The organism is Promicromonospora aerolata, from assembly GCF_042682255.1.
Lineage (GTDB): Bacteria > Actinomycetota > Actinomycetes > Actinomycetales > Cellulomonadaceae > Promicromonospora > Promicromonospora aerolata.
This window is the reverse complement of sequence record NZ_JBHUHF010000001.1, coordinates 2,060,980-2,079,651: the sequence shown is the minus strand read 5'-3', so window position 1 is coordinate 2,079,651 and position 18,672 is coordinate 2,060,980. Positions and strand designations below refer to the sequence as shown.

The 18,672-nt window shown below is 67.8% G+C and carries 17 protein-coding genes; 13 read left to right on the top strand and 4 right to left on the bottom strand.

Annotated elements, in window-relative coordinates; all coding sequences use genetic code 11:
• Positions 1–9 precede the first annotated feature (9 nt).
• Together ACFSL2_RS09415 and ACFSL2_RS09410 are read left to right on the top strand one after the other, a co-directional pair.
• On the top strand, positions 10–939 hold the full coding sequence (locus ACFSL2_RS09415; RefSeq protein ID WP_377197607.1) for a sugar phosphate isomerase/epimerase family protein: 930 nt from the start codon (positions 10–12) through the stop codon (positions 937–939).
• Positions 940–1,048: 109 nt separating this feature from the next.
• Positions 1,049–2,008, top strand: a complete 960-nt coding sequence (locus ACFSL2_RS09410) for a 3-hydroxyacyl-CoA dehydrogenase family protein (RefSeq protein WP_377197606.1) — start codon at positions 1,049–1,051, stop codon at positions 2,006–2,008.
• Between the two features lie 67 nt (positions 2,009–2,075).
• Here ACFSL2_RS09410 and ACFSL2_RS09405 read toward each other — a convergent pair whose 3' ends face one another.
• A complete protein-coding gene (locus ACFSL2_RS09405; RefSeq protein WP_377197605.1) occupies positions 2,076–3,479 on the bottom strand; it encodes a glycoside hydrolase family 5 protein in 1,404 nt (467 codons plus the stop codon).
• Positions 3,480–3,788: 309 nt separating this feature from the next.
• Between ACFSL2_RS09405 and ACFSL2_RS09400 the strand changes: the two genes are divergently transcribed.
• The 5 genes from ACFSL2_RS09400 (at position 3,789) to ACFSL2_RS09380 (ending at position 8,032) form a co-directional block, all read left to right on the top strand.
• On the top strand, positions 3,789–4,712 hold the full coding sequence (locus ACFSL2_RS09400) for a carbohydrate ABC transporter permease (protein ID WP_377197604.1): 924 nt from the start codon (positions 3,789–3,791) through the stop codon (positions 4,710–4,712).
• Complete coding sequence (locus tag ACFSL2_RS09395; protein WP_377197603.1) at positions 4,705–5,607, top strand: carbohydrate ABC transporter permease; 903 nt, start codon at positions 4,705–4,707, stop codon at positions 5,605–5,607. The genes ACFSL2_RS09400 and ACFSL2_RS09395 overlap by 8 nt, the downstream gene beginning before the upstream one ends.
• A 21-nt stretch (positions 5,608–5,628) precedes the next feature.
• Positions 5,629–6,918, top strand: a complete 1,290-nt coding sequence (locus tag ACFSL2_RS09390; protein WP_377197602.1) for an ABC transporter substrate-binding protein — start codon at positions 5,629–5,631, stop codon at positions 6,916–6,918.
• Between the two features lie 168 nt (positions 6,919–7,086).
• Complete coding sequence (locus ACFSL2_RS09385; protein WP_377197601.1) at positions 7,087–7,572, top strand: hypothetical protein; 486 nt, start codon at positions 7,087–7,089, stop codon at positions 7,570–7,572.
• Positions 7,573–7,582: 10 nt separating this feature from the next.
• Positions 7,583–8,032, top strand: coding sequence for a DUF421 domain-containing protein (locus ACFSL2_RS09380; RefSeq protein WP_377197600.1), 450 nt, complete (start codon positions 7,583–7,585; stop codon positions 8,030–8,032).
• Between the two features lie 4 nt (positions 8,033–8,036).
• Here ACFSL2_RS09380 and ACFSL2_RS09375 read toward each other — a convergent pair whose 3' ends face one another.
• The gene (locus ACFSL2_RS09375; protein WP_377197599.1) at positions 8,037–8,483 is read right to left on the bottom strand and encodes a CHRD domain-containing protein; all 447 of its coding nucleotides are present in this window, start codon (positions 8,481–8,483) and stop codon (positions 8,037–8,039) included.
• Between the two features lie 149 nt (positions 8,484–8,632).
• Positions 8,633–9,103, bottom strand: coding sequence for a DoxX family protein (locus ACFSL2_RS09370; RefSeq protein WP_377197598.1), 471 nt, complete (start codon positions 9,101–9,103; stop codon positions 8,633–8,635).
• 176 nt (positions 9,104–9,279) lie between these two features.
• Here ACFSL2_RS09370 and ACFSL2_RS09365 point away from each other — a divergent pair, with 176 nt between their 5' ends.
• From ACFSL2_RS09365 to ACFSL2_RS09350, 4 genes are all read left to right on the top strand, one after another.
• Complete coding sequence (locus ACFSL2_RS09365) at positions 9,280–11,724, top strand: hypothetical protein (RefSeq protein ID WP_377197597.1); 2,445 nt, start codon at positions 9,280–9,282, stop codon at positions 11,722–11,724.
• Between the two features lie 150 nt (positions 11,725–11,874).
• Complete coding sequence (locus ACFSL2_RS09360) at positions 11,875–14,034, top strand: hypothetical protein (protein WP_377197596.1); 2,160 nt, start codon at positions 11,875–11,877, stop codon at positions 14,032–14,034.
• A 53-nt stretch (positions 14,035–14,087) separates the two neighbouring features.
• Complete coding sequence (locus ACFSL2_RS09355) at positions 14,088–14,288, top strand: hypothetical protein (protein ID WP_377197595.1); 201 nt, start codon at positions 14,088–14,090, stop codon at positions 14,286–14,288.
• A 150-nt stretch (positions 14,289–14,438) separates the two neighbouring features.
• Positions 14,439–16,526 (top strand): hypothetical protein, encoded by a 2,088-nt coding sequence (locus tag ACFSL2_RS09350; RefSeq protein ID WP_377197594.1) that lies wholly within the window; start codon positions 14,439–14,441, stop codon positions 16,524–16,526.
• A gap of 30 nt (positions 16,527–16,556) precedes the next feature.
• On the opposite strand, the gene ACFSL2_RS09345 is transcribed toward ACFSL2_RS09350, so the two are convergent.
• Positions 16,557–16,895 (bottom strand): DUF192 domain-containing protein, encoded by a 339-nt coding sequence (locus tag ACFSL2_RS09345; RefSeq protein WP_377197593.1) that lies wholly within the window; start codon positions 16,893–16,895, stop codon positions 16,557–16,559.
• A 270-nt stretch (positions 16,896–17,165) separates the two neighbouring features.
• Between ACFSL2_RS09345 and ACFSL2_RS09340 the strand changes: the two genes are divergently transcribed.
• Together ACFSL2_RS09340 and cpaB are read left to right on the top strand one after the other, a co-directional pair.
• Entirely contained in the window at positions 17,166–17,969 is an 804-nt protein-coding gene (locus ACFSL2_RS09340) for a hypothetical protein (protein WP_377197592.1), read from the top strand.
• On the top strand, positions 17,966–18,670 hold the full coding sequence (gene cpaB / locus ACFSL2_RS09335) for a Flp pilus assembly protein CpaB (RefSeq protein ID WP_377197591.1): 705 nt from the start codon (positions 17,966–17,968) through the stop codon (positions 18,668–18,670). Before ACFSL2_RS09340 ends, cpaB begins: the two co-directional genes overlap by 4 nt.
• Positions 18,671–18,672 lie beyond the last annotated feature (2 nt).

The window sequence follows — 18,672 nt, the reverse complement described above, 5'->3', positions numbered from 1 at the left end:
GGAGATCACATGCACACAGCCGACAGCTGGCCCATCGCGGCCAACATGCTCTCGTTCGGGTCGACGACGGCGGACGGCACGCCCAACGTCGACGCGCCCGCCGAGTCGTGGCGCTCCCAGCTGCAACAGGTCGCCGACCTCGGTTTCACGGAGGTGGACCCGACCGACGCCTGGCTGTCGATCGGTGAGCTGAGCGACGCGCGCTTCGCCGAGCTGCGCACGGTGCTGCGGGAGGCCGGGCTGTCCGTGCCGTCCGTGTCGACCACCCGCCGGAGCGTCATCGATGCGCGGCACGGCGACGACTACCTGCGGTTCGGCCACACGATCATCGACCGGGCGCCGGAGCTCGGCGCGGAGGTCGTGAACTTCGGCTTCATGCAGGCGCTGACGCCCGCCCAGGAGCGGGCGCTGTGGTTCTGGCTCGCCGAGGGGCACCACGACGACCTCTCCGACGCCGCGATGTACGACCTCGCGGTGCGCCGCATCCGGGAGCTCGCCGACCACGCCGGGGAACTCGGTGTGCAGGTCAGCCTGGAGATGTACGAGGACACGTACATCGGCACGCCCGACCTCGCGGTCCGGTTCCTGCAGGACGTCGACCGCGAGAACGTGGGCCTCAACCCGGACCTGGGCAACCTGGTGCGGCTGCACCGCCCGATCGAGGACATCCCGACGATGTTCGAGAAGGTCCTGCCGCTGACGAACTTCTGGCACATCAAGAACTACACGCGCGACGAGGACCCGGCGACGGGCTCGTACGCCACGCACCCCACGCCGCTCGTCCAGGGGGTCGTGAACTACCGCGCCGTGATCCGCCGGGCCCTGGACCTGGGGTTCGAGGGCGTGTTCGTGTGCGAGCACTACGGGTCGGACAGCCTGGGCGTCGCCGCCATCAACCGCGACTACATCCGGGGTGTGCTGCGCGGCGCCGGCCGCTGAATCGCTTCCGGCCAGGGGCCGGGGTCGTGGACAGCGACCCGGCGCACAGCGGCGCCCCGCGGCTGATCTGCCCGCTCAACCATCCAGCACACCTGTCAGAGAGGACATCATGGTCACGACCATCAGCTCCGTCGCCGTCGTGGGGACCGGATACATGGGCGGCGGCATCGCGCAGTCGCTCGCGCTCGCCGGCCTGCCGGTGACGATCGCCGACGTCTCCGTCGAGGCGACGGAAGCCGCCTACACGCGGCTGCTCGCCGAAGCACAGCAGTTCGAGGACGAGGGGCTCTACGATGCCGGCGCCACCGAGACCATCCGGGCCAACCTGAGGACGGCCGGATCGATCGAGGAGGCCGTCGCCGACGCCGACTTCGTCGAGGAGGCGGTGTTCGAGTCGATCGAGGTCAAGCACGAGGTTCTCGGCCGTATCTCGGCGGCGGCGCGCGCGGACGCCGTCATCGGGAGCAACACCTCCACGATCCCGGCTCGCGTGCTGGTCACGGCGGTGACGAACCCCGAGCGGTTCCTCACCGTGCACTTCTCCAACCCGGCCCCGTTCATCCCGGGGGTCGAGCTCGTCCTGAGCGAGCAGACCGACCCGGAGGTCGTACCGGTCGTGCGGGAGCTGCTGGCCCGGGCCGACCGGCAGGGTGCGCTCGTCGCCGACGTGCCGGGGTTCGTCCTCAACCGCCTGCAGTACGTGCTGCTGAAGGAGGCGATGTCGATCGCGGAGGAGGGCATCGCGTCGCCGGAGGACATCGACACCGTCGTGCGCACGACGTTCGGCTTCCGGCTGGGCTTCTTCGGCCCGTTCGCCATCGCGGACCAGGCCGGGCTCGACGTGTACGCCGGCGGGTTCCGGACGTTCGAGGAGAACTTCGGCGAGCGCCTCGCGACGCCGGACCTCATCAAGGAGGCCGTCGACGGCGACCGCAAGGGCGTGAAGAACGGCAAGGGCCTGACCCGGGACTACACGCCGGAGCAGGTCAAGGCCCTGGTGGACTACCGCAACAAGGCGTACAGCGAGATGGGGCGGCTGCTGCGGGCGATGGGCCCGGCGCCGGCATAGCCCGTGTCAGATGCTCAGGTCACCCGCGTGACCTGAGCATCCGACACGTCCGGCGCCGGCGCCGGCGTCAGTCCGTGACGCCGAGGTGCCCGCGCAGGAGCGTCGAGAGCTGCGTGCGCTCCGTGGAGCGGTCGAACCGGAAGTCATGGGCGAGCTCTGCGGCCTCCGCCGCGTCCACGCCCTCGAAGCGCGCCGCCCACGCCTGTGTGAGCGGCTCGGCGAGCAGGACGTTGCGCACGACCGTGGCCGTGTGCCGCGCCGCGCCCCAGGGGTACGGGTCGTAGTCGGGGAACTCGGTGGCCAGCAGCTTCTCGATCGGCTCGAGGAGGTGGCGCACCTCGGCGTCGGACCCGCCCCACGAGTCGGCCCCGAGGCGCTTCTTGTGCTCGAGCACCGGCGCGATGCGCTGCAGGTAGGCGGACTCGGGCCGAACATGCACAAGACCCTGCAGGCCCACGTCCTTGTACGTCCACAGCGCCCAGCTCGCGCCGTGCTCGGCGTAGATGTCCAGCTGGTCGGCCAGGATCTGGTACCGCCACGAGTGGTCCCCCTGGTCGGGCGGGTAGACCGGGCCGAACTCGCCGACCCAGATCGGCGTGCCCGTCTCGCGCATGTACTCGGTGCGGCGAAGGAACGTCTCTTCCAGCACTCCACGGTCGAAGTGCTTGCCGCGCGTGACGCCGGGGTAGCGGCCGTCGGCCGCGATGCCGGGCAGCGCGTAGTCGTGCGCCGTGTAGACGGCGTTCGGCAACGGCTCAGGGGTGGCCGAGAACACCGAGAAGTCGGTCGAGTAGGTGTTGCCGTCGAGGAAGAGCACGTGGCGTGCGTCGACCGCGCGCACCGCCTTCTCCAGCCGCTCGTAGAAGTGCAGGAGGCGCACGCCGTCCTCGTCCGCGGGCTCGTTGACCGGGTTGTACCCGGCCACGGCGGGCTCGTCCTTGTACCGGTCGGCAAGCGCCTCCCACAGGTGCACGGCGCGGTCCTGGAAGTGGCGGTGGGTCCAGAAGGCCGGCTGGTGCGCGGGGTTGTCCGAGTGCCAGTGATGGTTCTGGGACCCGGGCAGCGCGTGCAGGTCGATGATGGAGTAGACGCCGGCGTCGGCCAGCAGGCGGATCACGCGGTCGAGGCGGGCGAAACCCTGCTCCTTGAGCTCGAACGGGCGGTCGTCGTCCTCGAAGTGCTTGTAGCTGATCGGTATCCGGACCGAGTTCAGGCCGAGGGACGCCACGTGCGCCGCGTCGGCGGCGTCGAAGAAGTCCGTGTAGAACGCCTCGAAGTACGCGTCGTACGCCTCGCGGCCGATCACCGCGAGCAGCTCACGCCTCATCCGTGACTCGATGAACGGGAAGCCGGAGATGAAGTTCTCCATGTTCATCCAGCCGCCCAGTCCCACGCCTGCCAGCACCACGGTGCGGCCGGACTCGTCCACCAGCCGGTCACCGTCGACCTTCAGCCAGGGCAAATTCGTCATGTCGTGCTCCTCGAGCTCGTTCCCGTAGCGGTCCAAACCCTGACGCTATCGGATCAACGACTACTTTCGTAAGATCCAGTTGCCTGAATATTTCGATAACGTTATCGACCCGCCAGGGCACAGGCAAAACCAGTCCACTGCCTGCTATCTGGTCGAAGTCCTTCCTCGGACAACGATTCGACGCGGCCCTTGACCGCGTTGTCGTGCTGATGCACACTTCCTGGCAGGGCAGTCAGAACGGAAAAGTTTCGATCCTCGACGGTGTGGATTCCAGCCTGGACGGCACCGTTGCCATGACAGGAGATCGGTATGACCGCAACCAGTGTGGAGCGCAGGGCCGCGCCCGTGCGCAAGACCCCATTGCGCAGGGACGGCCGGGCCGCAGCAGGCTTCCTCGCTCCGTGGTTCGTCGGCCTCGCGGTCATCACCGCCGGGCCGCTGGCGGCCTCGCTGTACCTCTCGTTCACCGACTTCGACCTCCTCTCGCCCGCCCGGTGGATCGGCCTCGAGAACTACGTCCAGATGTTCCAGGACCCGCGCTGGCTCAAGTCGCTGGGGGTCACCGCGACGTTCGTGGCCGTGTCGGTGCCGCTCCAGCTCGCGTTCGCGCTGGCGCTGGCGATGTTCCTCGACAAGGGCCTGCGCGGCCTGTCCTTCTACCGGTCGCTCTACTACCTGCCGTCCTTGCTCGGCGGCAGCGTGGCCATCGCGATCCTGTGGCGGCAGGTGTTCGGCAAGGAGGGGCTGATCAACCAGCTGCTCGGCCTGGTCGGTATCGAGGGGCCCGGCTGGATCGCACACCCGGACACCGCGCTGATGACGATCATCGCGCTCGGCGTCTGGACCTTCGGGTCGCCGATGGTGATCTTCCTGGCCGGCCTGCGGCAGATCCCGGAGATGTACTACGAGGCCGCCTCGATCGACGGTGCGTCGCGGTGGCGGCAGTTCCGCAACATCACGTTCCCGCTGCTGACGCCGATCGTCTTCTTCAACCTCGTGCTGCAGATCATCAACGCGTTCCAGTCGTTCACGCAGGCGTTCGTCGTCTCCGGCGGCACCGGCGGCCCGTCCGACTCGACGCTCTTCTACACGCTGTACCTGTACCTGCGCGGTTTCGGTTCGCTCGACATGGGATACGCGTCCGCGATGGCGTGGGTGCTGCTGCTCGTCGTCGGTGGATTCACCGCGCTCAACTTCGCCGCCTCGAGATATTGGGTCTTCTACGATGACTGACGTTCTTGTGCGCACCGACGCCGCCGCGTCCCCGCCGTCCGACGCCCGCGCCGTCACCCCACGTCGCCGTGGGCCGTGGCGCGGCTGGTGGAAGCACCTGCTCCTGATCGGCTTCGGGCTCACCATGCTGTACCCGTTGCTCTGGATGATCGCGAGCTCCATCAAGCCCGACGAGCTGATCTTCCGTGAACCGGGGCTCGTCCCCACCGCCATCGACCTGGGCAACTTCGCCGAAGGTTGGAACGCGCTCTCGCAGCCGTTCAGCCACTACCTGATCAACTCGGCGATCGTCGTCCTCGGCTCGGTGGTCGGCAACCTGATCTCGTGCTCGATGGCGGCCTATGCGTTCGCGCGGCTCGAGTTCCGGGGGAAGTCGCTGTGGTTCGGCATCATGCTGCTCTCGATCATGCTGCCGATCCATGTGGTGATCGTGCCGCAGTACGTGCTCTTCGCCCGGCTCGAGTGGATCGACACGTTCCTGCCGCTGATCGTGCCGAAGCTGCTGGCCACCGACGCGTTCTTCGTCTTCCTGATGGTCCAGTTCTTCCGGGGCATCCCCAGGGAGCTGGACGAGGCGGCGCGGCTGGACGGCTGCGGGCACGTGCGGATCTTCACCCGGATCATGCTGCCGCTGGCGACGCCCGCCCTCGCCACCACGGCGATCTTCACGTTCATCTGGACGTGGAACGACTTCTTCTCCCAGCTGGTCTTCCTGACGTCGCCGGAGAACTACACGGTGCCCCTCGCGCTGCGCAGCTTCGTCGACGCCACCGGTGACAGCTCGTGGGGCTCGCTCTTCGCCATGTCCCTCGTCTCCCTCGTGCCCATCTTCCTCGTGTTCCTGTTCGGCCAGAAGTACCTGGTCAAGGGCATCGCGACGACCGGCATCAAGTAATCACTGTTGCAAAGGAGCATCATGAACACAGCACGAATCTCGCGACGCCCCCTGTGGCGGCTCGCCGCAGGAGCGGTGTCCCTCGCCGTCCTGGTCGGGGCCACCGGCTGCGCCGGCGGGAGCGGGGACGACGGCACGGCGACCATCCGGTTCTCCTGGTGGGGCTCCGAGGAGCGCACCGCGCGGATGCAGGAGGCCATCGACCTGTTCGAGGCGGAGAACCCAGACATCCAGGTCGAGGGCGACTTCGTGGACTGGTCTGGTTACTGGGACAAGCTCGCCACGTCGGTGGCCGGCGGCAACACCCCCGACGTGCTCATGCAGGAGGACCGCTACCTCGGCGACTACGCCAACCGTGGCGTGCTCGCCGACCTGGGTGAGTACGAGATCGCCACCGACGACATGGACGCCACGCTGCTCGGCAGCGGCGAGATCGACGGCACGCAGTACGGCGTGCCGACGGGTTCGAACGTCTACACGGTCCTCGCCAACCCGGCGATGTTCGAGGCCGCCGGCGTCGAGATGCCGGACGACACGACCTGGACGTGGGACGACTACGAGGAGATCGCCAACGCGATCTCCGACGGCTCGGAGGACGGCATCTACGGCACGTCCGACTACTCCTACAACGAGACGGCGTTCTCGGTCTACGTGCGTCAGCACGGTCAGTCGCTGCTGGACGAGAACGGCGAGCTCGGGTACGACGACGAGCTGCTCGTCGAGTGGTTCGAGCGGTCGCTGCGGCTGCAGGAGGAGGGCGGCCAGCCGCCGGCCGACGAGGCGCTCAACCTGGACCTGCTCGACTCGCCGATCGCGAAGAACGTCGCCGCGATGACGATCACCTGGTCCGCGCAGCTCGGGCCGGTCTCGACCGCGGCGGGCCAGGAGCTGGTCCCGCTCCGGATGCCCGGCGAGTCGGAGTTCGAGCGGACCGGCATGTTCTTCAAGCCGGGCATGTACCTGGCACAGGCAGCGGATACCGAGCACCCGGAAGCGGCAGCGAAGTTCATCGACTTCTTCGTCAACAGCCCGGAGGTCGGCGAGATCTTCCTGACGGAGCTGGGACTGCCGAGCAGTGCCCCGGTCCGTGACGCTGTCACCGCGAACCTTCCGGAGAGCGAGCAGGTCGCAGCCGACTACGTGGTCGACCTGGCGGACGAGATCGAGGACGCCCCTGCCCCGCTGCCGAACGGTGCCGGTGACCTCGCCGACATCATGAACCGGATCAACAGCGACGTCCTGTTCGAACGGCAGACGCCGGAAGAGGCGGCTGCGCAGTTCCGGTCCGAGGCCGAGGCCGCGATCGGCTGAGGAACTCGTCGATCGACAGCGGGGCTGTGGTGCTAGCGGGGCTGTGGTGCTCTGCGCGCCACGGCCCCGCTGTCGTACGGCGGCGGGCCGGCCCGGCCACGTGCGAACGAAGCGGTGAGGGGTGACGCTGGTGGTTGAGCACGGCGACAGGCGGACCGAGGGGGGCCGGTGGTTCTGGACATCGAGCAGGACGAGGGTTTCCAACGCCGCGAGTGGAGGTTGCAGCGCAGCGGCACGGCCCTTCTGGTGCTCGTCGTCGTGGCGGCCCTGGCCGGACTCCTGGGCACGGGGCCGGTGAGCTGGACCGAGCGCGAGAGCGCCGACGGGATCGCGACGGTGGCCTTCGACAGCATCACGCACCACGAGGCCGACGACAGCATCACCCTCACGTTCGGGCCCGAGGCGGTCTCGGGCGGCACCGTCACCGTGGACCTCACCGGGACCTGGCCCGGCGGCGTCGACGTCCAGGGCGTCTCGCCCGAGCCCGCGGAGCAGCGGGCCGTGCCGGGCGGGATCGCACTGGAGTTCGCGGTGGAGGACGCCGATCGCGTCGAGGTGACCATGGGCTTCCGCGCCCAGGAGTACGGCCCGCTGCACGGTGAGGTCACCGTTGCCGGCCGGTCCGTGTCGTTCTCTCAGTTCGTCCTGCCCTGAGGAGGCCTCGATGGATGCAGTCCTGCGCGCCGTGGCGATGTACGCGGTCCTGCTGCTCATCTTCCGCCTGACCGGCAGGCGGTCGATGGCCCAGGTCACCACGTTCGACTTCATCATCCTGCTCATCGTCGGCGAGGCGACCCAGCAGGCGCTCCTCGGCGAGGACTTCTCCGTCACGCAAGCCGCCCTCGTCATCGCCACGCTCATCCTGCTCGAGCGGCTGTTCGACTACGTCTCGTGGCGCCTGCCCCGGTTCAAGCGGGTCACCGAGGGCCTCCCCGTGATCGTCGTGGAGAACGGCCGACCGCTCACGGACGTCATGGCCAAGGAGCAGATCACGATCGACGACGTGCTCAGTGCGGGGCGGGCGTCCCAGGGCCTGGAGCGGTTGGACCAGATCAAGTGGGCCGTCCTGGAGACGTCCGGGGGCATCAGCATCGTGCCGAAAGCCGGCGGATGACGCCTCAGTGCGTGAGCTGTCCCCGGATCTCGCCCCCGGGGAACGTCGGCGTGTGCACGTTGACGTAGTAGTCGCGCGGGGAGTCCTCGATCGCGGCCAGCAGCGCCGCGTCGGCGGTCACGCAGGCGGCGTGGCTGAAGTCCGTACCCTCGCCGACGCCGAGCGGCACGACGACGGGGCCGGCCACCTTCCGGTCACCGACGTGGATGTGCGCCGCCGTCGCCTCGACCGACAGGTTCCGGGCGTTGAGCGTGAAGCACAGCATGTCGCCGTCGATGGTGTAGGTGAACGACCCGCTCGCACCGGTGTTGGAGCCCGTGGTCTCCTGGCCGACGTTGAGCGGGACGGAGTTCGGCGCCGCCGTCGCGGGTGGTCCCACCGCGAGCGCGAGCCCGAGGCCGAGGGCCGCTGCGGCGGCCGGCCGGACGATGGTGAAGGGGTTCCTGGACATGGCCGATCTCCTTTGGTGATCCGGCGGGTGTGGTCCGGTTCGTGTGGTCCGGCACGCGATCCTCATCGATCGTGGCTCATCTCGACCATACGTCCGTGCCGGGAGCCGCACCAGGGCCGGCCGTGCGTTCCCTGGTGCGGGCCAGAAGTTCACCCGGCGCCTGCTGATCCGCGGGGTGACGGCGGTCGCGGCGGTGCGGTGGGGGAGAAGAGCTGCTTCACGAGGGACGGGTCGGCGAGGTAGGCCACGAGCGCGGCGAGCACCATGTGCAGCGGCGCCGAGACCGAGTGGCCGAGCGGGTCCTGGTTGATCAGGTGGGTCAGGCTGCCGCCGGCGGTGATGGTGAACAGCATGGCGGCACCGAGGAACCGCCGGCGGGGGTTCAGCAGCAGGGCGGCGCCGACGAGCTCGCCGGTCGCCACGACGAACCGGAACCAGAACGGGTATCCCCAGCCGTCGAACTTCACCGCGTAGGACGGGCCGAAGAAGGTCTCGCCCCAGTAGAACTTGGTGAGCGCTCCCAGGGTGAAGGAGAGCACCATCCAGGCGAGCAGGGCGCCGTAGGCGATGCGGCGCCAGGACCGCCGTGGCGTCGTGGTGGTCGTCGGGGGCGTGGTCATGTCGGGCTCCTTGGGTAGACAGGCCCTTGACGCGTGGGCGCCCGGGGTTGTGACCGGCCCAGCGCGTATGGGCCCGGGGCGCCCGGGGCGTCTGGGCCCCAAGACCCAGTGGTCCTGGGCGGGAGTTGGGTCCTGGGGCCGTCGTGACCTGCGCGTTCGCTCCCTACCTTGAGTTAATGAGCCGTGACGTCGAGGTGAATGCTCGGGGTCGCGCGATGGCGCGCGGCCAGGCTGCTGGGGTCGACCGTGAGGCGGGGCAGGCGCTGCCGGAGTACGTCGGGGTGATCGGGTTGCTCCTGCTGGTCGTCGCGATCGTGTTCGCGGCGGCGACGCCCGTCGCCGCGGACGTCAGCGAGCAGCTGATCTGCGCCGTGTCGCCGATCGTGAAGGAGGACGGAGCCGACGACTGCGGGGATGCGTCCGGAGGCGGTGGGGAGTCGACGCGTGATGGCTACAACCCGCCGTCGGGCGAGTGCGAGGAGGACGTGTCCTTCGAGTACGTCGACCGGGACGACTCGCCGGGGCAGACGTCCGTGGTGCAGATCGACTGCGTCTGGTACCCGAACTCGCTGGGCTGCCTCCTCAAGCATGCTCCGGGGGACTACCTGGACCGCATCTCCGAAGACACGGTGTATCTCGAGGAGGACGTCGAGGACTTCGCAGACTGTGTGCGCGACACCACCGGTGGTCCGCAGGACGACCCGAACGACCTGAGCTGCGGGAACGCGGCGCCGACGAGCGGGGAGATCGACGAGGACGCGCCGCCGAAGGTCCAGGTGGGCTGCCGGGTCTGGCCGGTGCCGAAGGGCTGCGAGGCGGAGTGGGAGGCGTACAAGGATGCGCCGGCGGGCAAGGAGCGGGCCGGTAGGTCGGGAGAGCTGTCGAGCTGCATCGCCACGAGGTACGACTCGATGGAGTTCTTCTGCGTGACGCGGGCGACCGGCCACGTCGAGAGCACCGAGATCCAGTTCCTGTTCTTCCGGTGGGGTGACAGCAACGGCACGCTGATCGAGAAGCTCGGTGACGGCCGCATACGCATCCACATCCTCACCGGCGTCGAGCTGGGCGCCGGTGTCAGTGGGGACCAGGTGGGCGGATCACCGATCACCTTCGATGTCGCCGGCATCACCGGGTACGGCACGGACAAGACCTACGAGTTCACGGACATGCAGAAGGCCCAGGACTGGATCGACTGGTACAAGGAGTACGACTCGGTGAACAACAAGCCGATCAGCTGCTCGGGCGCCCGGATCCAGTGGACCGGTAGTTGCGGCAGGAACCCCCACCTCGAGCGGGCCGAGGAGCTGCGGGGAGAGGAGCCGGACCACCACGAGCTGGCCGAGGCGGACAGTGACATCAAGAAGGTGAAGCTCAAGGGCGGCTTGCACCTCACGGGCGAGCTGGGCCCGATCGAGTATGGCGGCAGCGCCGATGCCAGCTATGTGGGCGAGGTCCAGATCGAGGACCGGCGCTGGTCGGACGGGAGCCGGACTGCGACCTATTCGTCGTCCGACATCGGCGGGTTCATGATCGGGGCGTCACTTGGTGCCCGGAAGCCGTTCAGCAAGGACGAGAAGGGCAAGCCGACGAGCTCTGCCGGCGGTGCCGGGTCGGGTGAGCTGCTGGCGAAGGAGTGGAAGGGCACCACCAGCACCACCGTCGCGTGGGGCACGAAGGGGGAGCTCGCCAAGGTCATCATCTCCATGGACGACCAGGTGATGGAGACCCTTGCCAAAGCAGGGGTCGACCTCGACGTGGCGCTCCCGTACGGCTTCGCCGTCGGTGGCGGGTACTCCACCTCCAAGGAGGAAGGGACCATCTCGAAGCGGGAACTGATCCTGGACTTCAACCAGTACCCGGAGCTGCGCAAGACGCTGGGCCCGACGATCGACAAGATGTTCCCCCGGGACGCCGACGGCGACCTGATCAAGGACGACGTCGAGATCGGCGCCGAGGGCGGGGCGCTGTACGAGGCGGTGGAGAAGCACGCCAACGTGCGGAGCCTCACGTACGACGCGACCAGGGCGACCGAGAGCGGTACCGGCGGCCTGACCTGGCAGGGTCTCGACCTGTTCAAGGTGACGTTCACCTCTGTCGACGAGACGCAGACGCTCAAGGAGTCGTCGTTCGAGATCATCGACGTCAACGGGAACAAGCAGACGATGACGCCGGCACCCAAGTGCAAGGACAAGGACTTCGTCCAGCCGCCCGCCTACTACAGCGACGACTTCTCCGACCCGTCGACGAGCCGCGGTAGCCAGCAGCACGACATCGGAGCGGAGTACGTCGACAACAAGACGCCGAAGTTCACCGAGGGCACCTACCCGGGGACGGACTACGACGGCGAACCAAACTGGGACAAGCTGACCAGCTCGCTGGTCGAAGAATACTCCGAGGACTTTCCCGACAAGAACATCATCGTGGTCAAGCACTTCGACAAATTCTCGTTCAGCAACCTCTTCGGCTTCGTGCACCTGGCCACCGTGGGTGAGAAGGACGTGATCGCGCTCAACTCCGGGAAGGTGCACAACAAGGGGGACGGTGGCTGGGACAACTGGGGCTTCACCGGAAACTACGACTACGACCCGGACAGGATGACGGTTGTCTTCAAGCAGCGGTGACGGCACGGGTGAAAGTCGTGCAGATCGTGGGCCCGTGGCCCCATGCGTTAGGGCCGCAGGCCTATGACCTGCGAAAACATCCTGATCGTGTATCCCGGCGGGACGGTTTCCGGACAGTTCGAGTTCACCGTCCGCTCCTAGTTTTTTGGAATGACCAGACGCGATCGTGAGGCCGGGCAGGCGCTGCCGGAGTACGTCGGGGTGACCGGGCTGCTCTTGCTGGTGGTCGCGATCGTGTTCGTGGCGGCGACGCCGGTGGCTGCTGATGTGAGTGAGCAGCTGCTGTGCGCGGTCGATCCGATCGTGAAGGAGGAGGGTGCCGACGACTGCGCGGATTCCGGCGGTGGTTCGGGGGAGCCGGGCGGTGGGGAGTCGCCGGGGGACGGGTTCAGCCGGCCGTCGGGTGACTGCCAGGAGGATGTGACGGTCGAGCTCGTGGGTTATGACGACCCTGACGTCCTGGCTTCCTTGGTGCAGATCGATTGTGTCTGGTACCCGAACGTGGCGGCTTGCATGATGTTGTTCGTGCCCGGCAGCTTCCCGGATCAGTACGTCGGGGAGGGGGTGTACCTCGAGGAGGAGGTCCGGAACTTCGTCGCGTGTGTGCTCGGTGGCAAGGGGGATCCCAAGGATGACCCGAACGACACGAGCTGTGCGACGGCGACGCCGACCAGTGGTGAGATCGATGAGGATGCGCCGCCGAAGGTGCAGGTGGGGTGTCGGGTCTGGCCGGTGCCCAAGGGCTGTGAGGAGGAGTGGGCGGCGTACAAGGATGCTCCGGTGGGCAAGGAGCGTGCTGCGCGGTCGGGGGCTTTGGCCAACTGCATCTCCGACGTGTACGACTCGATCGAGTTCTACTGCATCGTGCAGGCCACCGCCCACGTGGACAGCACCCAGATGCAGTTCCTGTTCTTCCGCTGGGGGGAGAGCAACGGCACGCTGATCGAGAAGCTCGGTGACGGGCGCATCCGCATCCACATCCTTACCGGCGTCGAGCTGGGCGCGGGACTCAGTGGCAGCGAGGTGGGCGGTTCACCGGTCAGCTTCGACGTCGCGGGCATCACGGGTTATGGCACGGACAAGACCTATGAGTTCACGGACATGCAGAAGGCCCAGGACTGGATCGACTGGTACAAGCAGTACGACGCAGTGAACAACAAGTCGGCCAGCTGCTCGGGTGCGGCGATCCAATGGAGGGGCTACTGCGACAACCCCAATATCGACCGTGCCGAGGAGCTGCGCGACGAGGAGCCCCCGCACCACGAGCTGGCCGAGGCGAACAGCGAGATCAAGAAGGTCACGCTCAAGGGCGGTCTGAAGGGAGGGCGCAGCAAGGGTTTCATCAGTCTCAAGGGCAGTTTCGAGGGCGGCTACGAGGGCGAGGTCCAGGTCGAGGACCGGCGCTGGTCGGACGGGAGCCGGTCGGCTTCCTACACGTCGTCCAACATCGCTGGGTTCCTCGTCGGGGCGGAGCTCAGCGGCAACCAGCCCTTCACGAAGAACAAGAACGGCAAGGACAGCAGCTCGGGCAAGGTCAAGGGCAAGGCCCAGGGCGGCAAGGAGTGGACAGGCACCACCAGCACGTCGGTGTTCTGGAACCCGGACGGCGAGCTGTCCCGGCTTGTCATCGCGATGGACGACCAGGTGATGGAGACGCTCTACAAGGCGGGCGTCGAGCTCGACGTGGTGCTGCCGTACGGCTTCAAGCTCAGGGGCGGGTACACCACCGACGAGCAGGAGGGAACCATCTCCAAGACAGAGATGATCATCGACTTCAACCAGTACCCCGAGCTGCGGAAGACGCTGGGCCCGACGATCGACAAGATCTTCCCCCGGGACGACGACGGCGACCTGATCAAGGGCGACGTCGAGCTCTATGGGAGCAACGCCGGCAACGGCGGCGCGGTGCTGTACGAGGCGGCCAAGGACTACGCCAACGTGCGTCGACTCACCTATGACGCGAACAAGGTCACCAAGACCGGTAGCGGTGGTCTCACGTGGCAGGGCCTTGACCTGTTCAAGGCGACCTTCACGGAGGTGGACGAGGAGCGGACGCTCAAGGAGTCGAAGTTCGACGTGACCGACGTGGACGGCAACAAGCAGACGATGTCGCCGGCGCCGAAGTGCAAGGACGAGGACTTCGTCGAGCCGCCCGCGTACTACAGCGACGACTTCTCCGACCCGTCGACGAGCAGCGGCGGCCAGCGGCACGACATCGGAGCGGAGTACGTCGACAACAAGACGCCGAAGTTCACCGAGGGCACCTACCCGGGACGGACTACGACGGCGAACCAAACTGGGACAAGCTGACCAGCTCGCTGGTCGAAGAATACTCCGAGGACTTTCCCGACAAGAACATCATCGTGGTCAAGCACTTCGACAAATTCTCGTTCAGCAACCTCTTCGGCTTCGTGCACCTGGCCACCGTGGGTGAGAAGGACGTGATCGCGCTCAACTCCGGGAAGGTGCACAACAAGGGGGACGGTGGCTGGGACAACTGGGGCTTCACCGGAAACTACGACTACGACCCGGACAGGATGACGGTTGTCTTCAAGCAGCGGTGACGGCACGGGTGAAAGTCGTGCAGATCGTGGGCCCGTGGCCCCATGCGTTAGGGCCGCAGGCCTATGACCTGCGAAAACATCCTGATCGTGTATTCCGGCGGGACGGTTTCCGGACAGTTCGAGTTCACCGTCCGCTCCTAGTTTTCAGGAATGGCCAGACGCGATCGTGAGGCCGGGCAGGCGCTGCCGGAGTACGTCGGGGTGACCGGGCTGGTGCTGCTGGTGGTCGCGATCGTCTTCGCGGCGGCGACGCCGGTGGCTGCGGACGTGAGCGAGCAGCTGCTCTGTGCGGTGTCGCCGATCGTCAAGGAGGACGGCGCCGACGACTGCGCGGACTCCGGGGGTCCGGGAGAGCCGGGCGGCGAGGGGTCGCCTGGAGACGGGTACAGCCCGCCGTCGGGGGACTGCGAGGACGACGTCACGTTCGAGTTCGTGGACAAGCCGGAGTCGCAGTGGGACACCGCCGTCGTGCAGATCGACTGCGTCTGGTACCCGGGGCCGACGATCTGCTTCTCGGCGAACATGCCCGAGGGGCACCTGGACCGCGACCGCGGGGACCGGGTCTACCTGGCGGAGGAGATCCAGGACTTCGTGGACTGCGTGCTCGACGGCCGGGGTGGTCCGCAGGAGAACCCGAACGACGAGAGCTGCGCCAACGCGATGCCCACCAGCGGGGAGATCGACGCGGACGCGCCGCCGAAGGTGCAGGTGGGGTGCCGTGAGCTGCCGGTGCCCAAGGGCTGCGAGGCGGAGTGGGCCGCGTACCAGGGCGCGCCGGAGGGGCAGGAGCGCGCCGCGCGGTCCGGCGAGCTGAGCAACTGCATCTCGGAGAAGTACGCGTCCATGGAGCCGCCGTGCGTCGTCGAGGCCACGGGGCACGTCGACAGCACGAACATCCAGTTCCTGTTCCTCCGCTGGGGCGAGACCAACGGCACGCTCATCGAGAAGCTGGGCGACGGGCGCATCCGCATCCACATCCTCAAGGGTGTCGAGGTCGGCGCAGGCTTCAGCGGCAGCGACGTGGGTGGCACGCCCATCGCCTTCGACATCGCGGGCATCACCGGCTACGCCGAGGACTACACGTACGAGTTCACCGACATGCAGAAGGCCCAGGACTGGATCGACTGGTACAAGAAATACAGCATGTCCGCGGAGATCGTGGCCGGCGGTGGCGGCCGCAACTGCCCGCCGATGCTGTCCTACTGCCCGCCGCCGCCCGCCCATATGCCCGACGTGGGCGACGTGATGCAGCTGCAGGACGAGGAGCCCGAGCACCACCTGGTCGCGACGTCCACGAGCGACATCAAGAAGGTCAAGCTCAAGGGTGGTCTGAAGTGGGGGCCCAAGACCGGCGCCGTCGAGCTGAAGGGCAGCGTCGAGGCCGGCTACGAGGGTGAGATCCAGGTCGAGGACCGGCAGTGGTCGGACGGCAGCGTGATGGCCACCTACACGTCGTCCGACATCGGCGGATTCCTCATCGGGGCCGAGCTCAGTGGCAAGCAGCCCTTCACGAAGGACAAGAAGGGCAAGGAAGACAGCTCGGGCAAGGGAAAGGGCAAGGGGCAGCTCGGTGCCGAGTGGAAGGGCACCACCAGCACGTCCGTGCTCTGGAACCCGGACGGCGAGCTGTCCCGGCTCATCATCGCCATGGACGACCAGGTGATGAAGACGCTCTACAAGGCGGGCATCGATCTCGATGTGGTGCTGCCCTACGGCTTCAAGGCCACCGGTGGGTACAGCAAGCAGGAGGAGGAGGGGACCCTCTCCAAGACCGAGCTGATCATCGACTTCAACCAGTACCCGGAACTGCGCGAGAAGCTCGGCCCGAAGATCGACGAGATCTTCCCCCGCAACGACGACGGCACGCTGCGGAAGGGCGACGTCGAGATCCAGGGGCAGGACTCCGAGGGCGGCGAGCTGTACGCGGCGGCCGAGGAGCACGCCAACGTGCGCCGGCTGACGTACGACATGGACCGGGTCACCGAGGGCGGCGGGTACGGCCTCAAGTGGCAGGGTCTGGACCTGTTCAAGGTCGACTTCACGTCGGTCGACGAGAACCGGGCCCTGAACGAGTCGTCGTTCGAGGTGATCGACGTCGACGGCAACAAGCAGACGACCTCGCCCGCGCCGCAGTGCCGCGCCAAGGACTTCGAGGCGCCCGACGGCTACTACACGAGCGAGTTCTCCGCCCCGCCGACCCCCACGTTCAGCGGCGGATCGAGCTTCGACAACCCATGAGCGCCGCCACCCCATGAACCGCCACCCTGGCTACGCCGCGCCGAGGGCGACCTGGCTGTCCGCCCGCAGCCCCCAGCGCTCGAAGCTCCCGACCGGGGCCTCGAGCACTTGGGTCACGCCCCGGCGTGGTCGTGTCACCGCCCAGGGGCTCAGGACCTGCGCGTGCGCGACGCGCAGGTCCGCGGTGAGGAGCGCGACGTCGAGGGGGACCCGCATCCAGGCGCCGTGCACCGACGAGCAGGGTGTCAGGAGCAGGGCCTCGGGCAGGACGCGGCGGAACAGCAGCCCTCGCGCCCTGGTCAGGGCCGTGTCGGCGACGACGACCTCGGCGACGGTCCGACCGTCCACCACGAGCTGGTTCTGGGTCACGTGCGTTCCTCTCGACTGCGTGGGCAGGTCCGGTCGACAGCTTGCTCAGATGAGCGGTATTGAACGAAAAGTCGCTCAAAAGATAGCCGATACCGCCTATTGTGTATACGTTCAGTTGCGGGATCGCTACAGTCCATGGTGCGACCATGGCCTAATGCATGCCTTTGTGGTGATGTCGTGGAGGGGTCGGGTGAAAATCATGGAGGTAATTCTCAGGGTGTGTCCGGTCACCGACCGGGCTCGGGAACTCAGCGAGGGGGCACTGTGCAGGTGATCGCGATCGGGGGGCCGGAGGGGGTGCATCCGGCCGTGCGCCGGGTGGAGCCCACGCTGCCGGCTGTCGCTGAGACCGTCGCCGGTCTCCTCGCCGACGACGTCGTCCTCGCCACCCGTGACGAGACGGCCCGGAAAGTTGCCCGGTCGGCCCGGCTGGTCCTCGGGGCGGAACGGGTAGGGCTGCTGCACGTCGATGCACCCGTCACGGCATGGGCAGTCATGCTTGCGGGGCTCTCGGCCCAGGGACTCACCGCGTCGTCCGCCCGTGCGGTCGCCGACGAGGTGCTCGCCCGTACCACCACGAGGGCCGTCCTCTCGAGCGTCTCCTCGCTGCAGCACCCCACGCCGACGTTCCGTCAGCACGCGGGCAGCTACCTCCCGCGCACGGCTTTCGTGGTCGACCCCCGCCGCGGCACGGTCGCCCGGTTCCGCGGTCGGCTCGGGGTGCCGGACGGCGGCGACGTGCTCGTCGTGGCGCGTTCGGCGAAGCCTGTCGTACGTGACGAGGACGGGGACCTGCTGCACCGGACGCCCGACACCGAGCTGGTCGTCGCGAAGGCCGGCTGGTCGGCGTCGCGCTGGTTCGAGGCCTCGACCATCGACGGCGCGCTGGGCGCGGCCGTCGCGAATGCCCTGTCCCGCTCGTACCTCTGGGGCGCGTGCGACGCCTGCGGGCGAGCCGTGGCGAGGGCCTGCATCTTCTGCGACATCACAGAGCGCCGCGCACCTACCGCGCGGCCCGATCGCGGCGAGCCCTCTCGCGCGAGCCTGCACGACACCGAGGGAGTGGTCAGTTGAACCCGCGTCAGCGCCGAGGAGTCTTCTATCTCGTCGTCACCTCCATCCTTGCGGTCGCCGTGTTCGTCGGCGTCCTCTACTACGTCCGCACCGTGAGCTCCCAGGTGGGGCCCCTGGCCACGGTGCTGCAGCTCAACCGGTCGGTGGACGCCCTCGAACCCATCGACGAGTCCATGCTGGAGCAGGTCGAGGTGCCGGAGCGCTGGATCCCCGAGACCGCGGTGCGTGACGCGGCGGACGCCGACGGGCTGGTCGCCGCCACCGCGTACGAGGAGGGCTCCATGCTCCAGGGCGGCATGCTGATCGAGCGGCCCGGCGTGCAGCCGGGGTTCCGCGAGGTGGCGATCCTCGTGGACGCCGAGACCGGCGTGGCCGGCAAGGTGGAGCCGGGCGACCATGTGGACATCATCGCGACCATGGGCGGCAGCGGCGGCGCGCGGCCCGTGTCCCGGGTGTGGGTCTCGAACGTGCTGGTGCTCGAGGTGGGCCTGCCGCAGTCCGTGGAGGACGCCGACGGCCTGTCCACCGGCAGCGGCCTGCCCGTGACCTTCGCGCTGAGCACCGAGGACGCCCTGACGCTCGCGTACGTCGAGTCCTTCTCCGTGAAGATGCGCCTCGCCCTGCGCGGCGCGGGCGACGAGGACATGCTCCCGGCGGAGCAGCGCGTCTATGACGGTGCCGCGCCGCTGGGTGAGGAGTGACC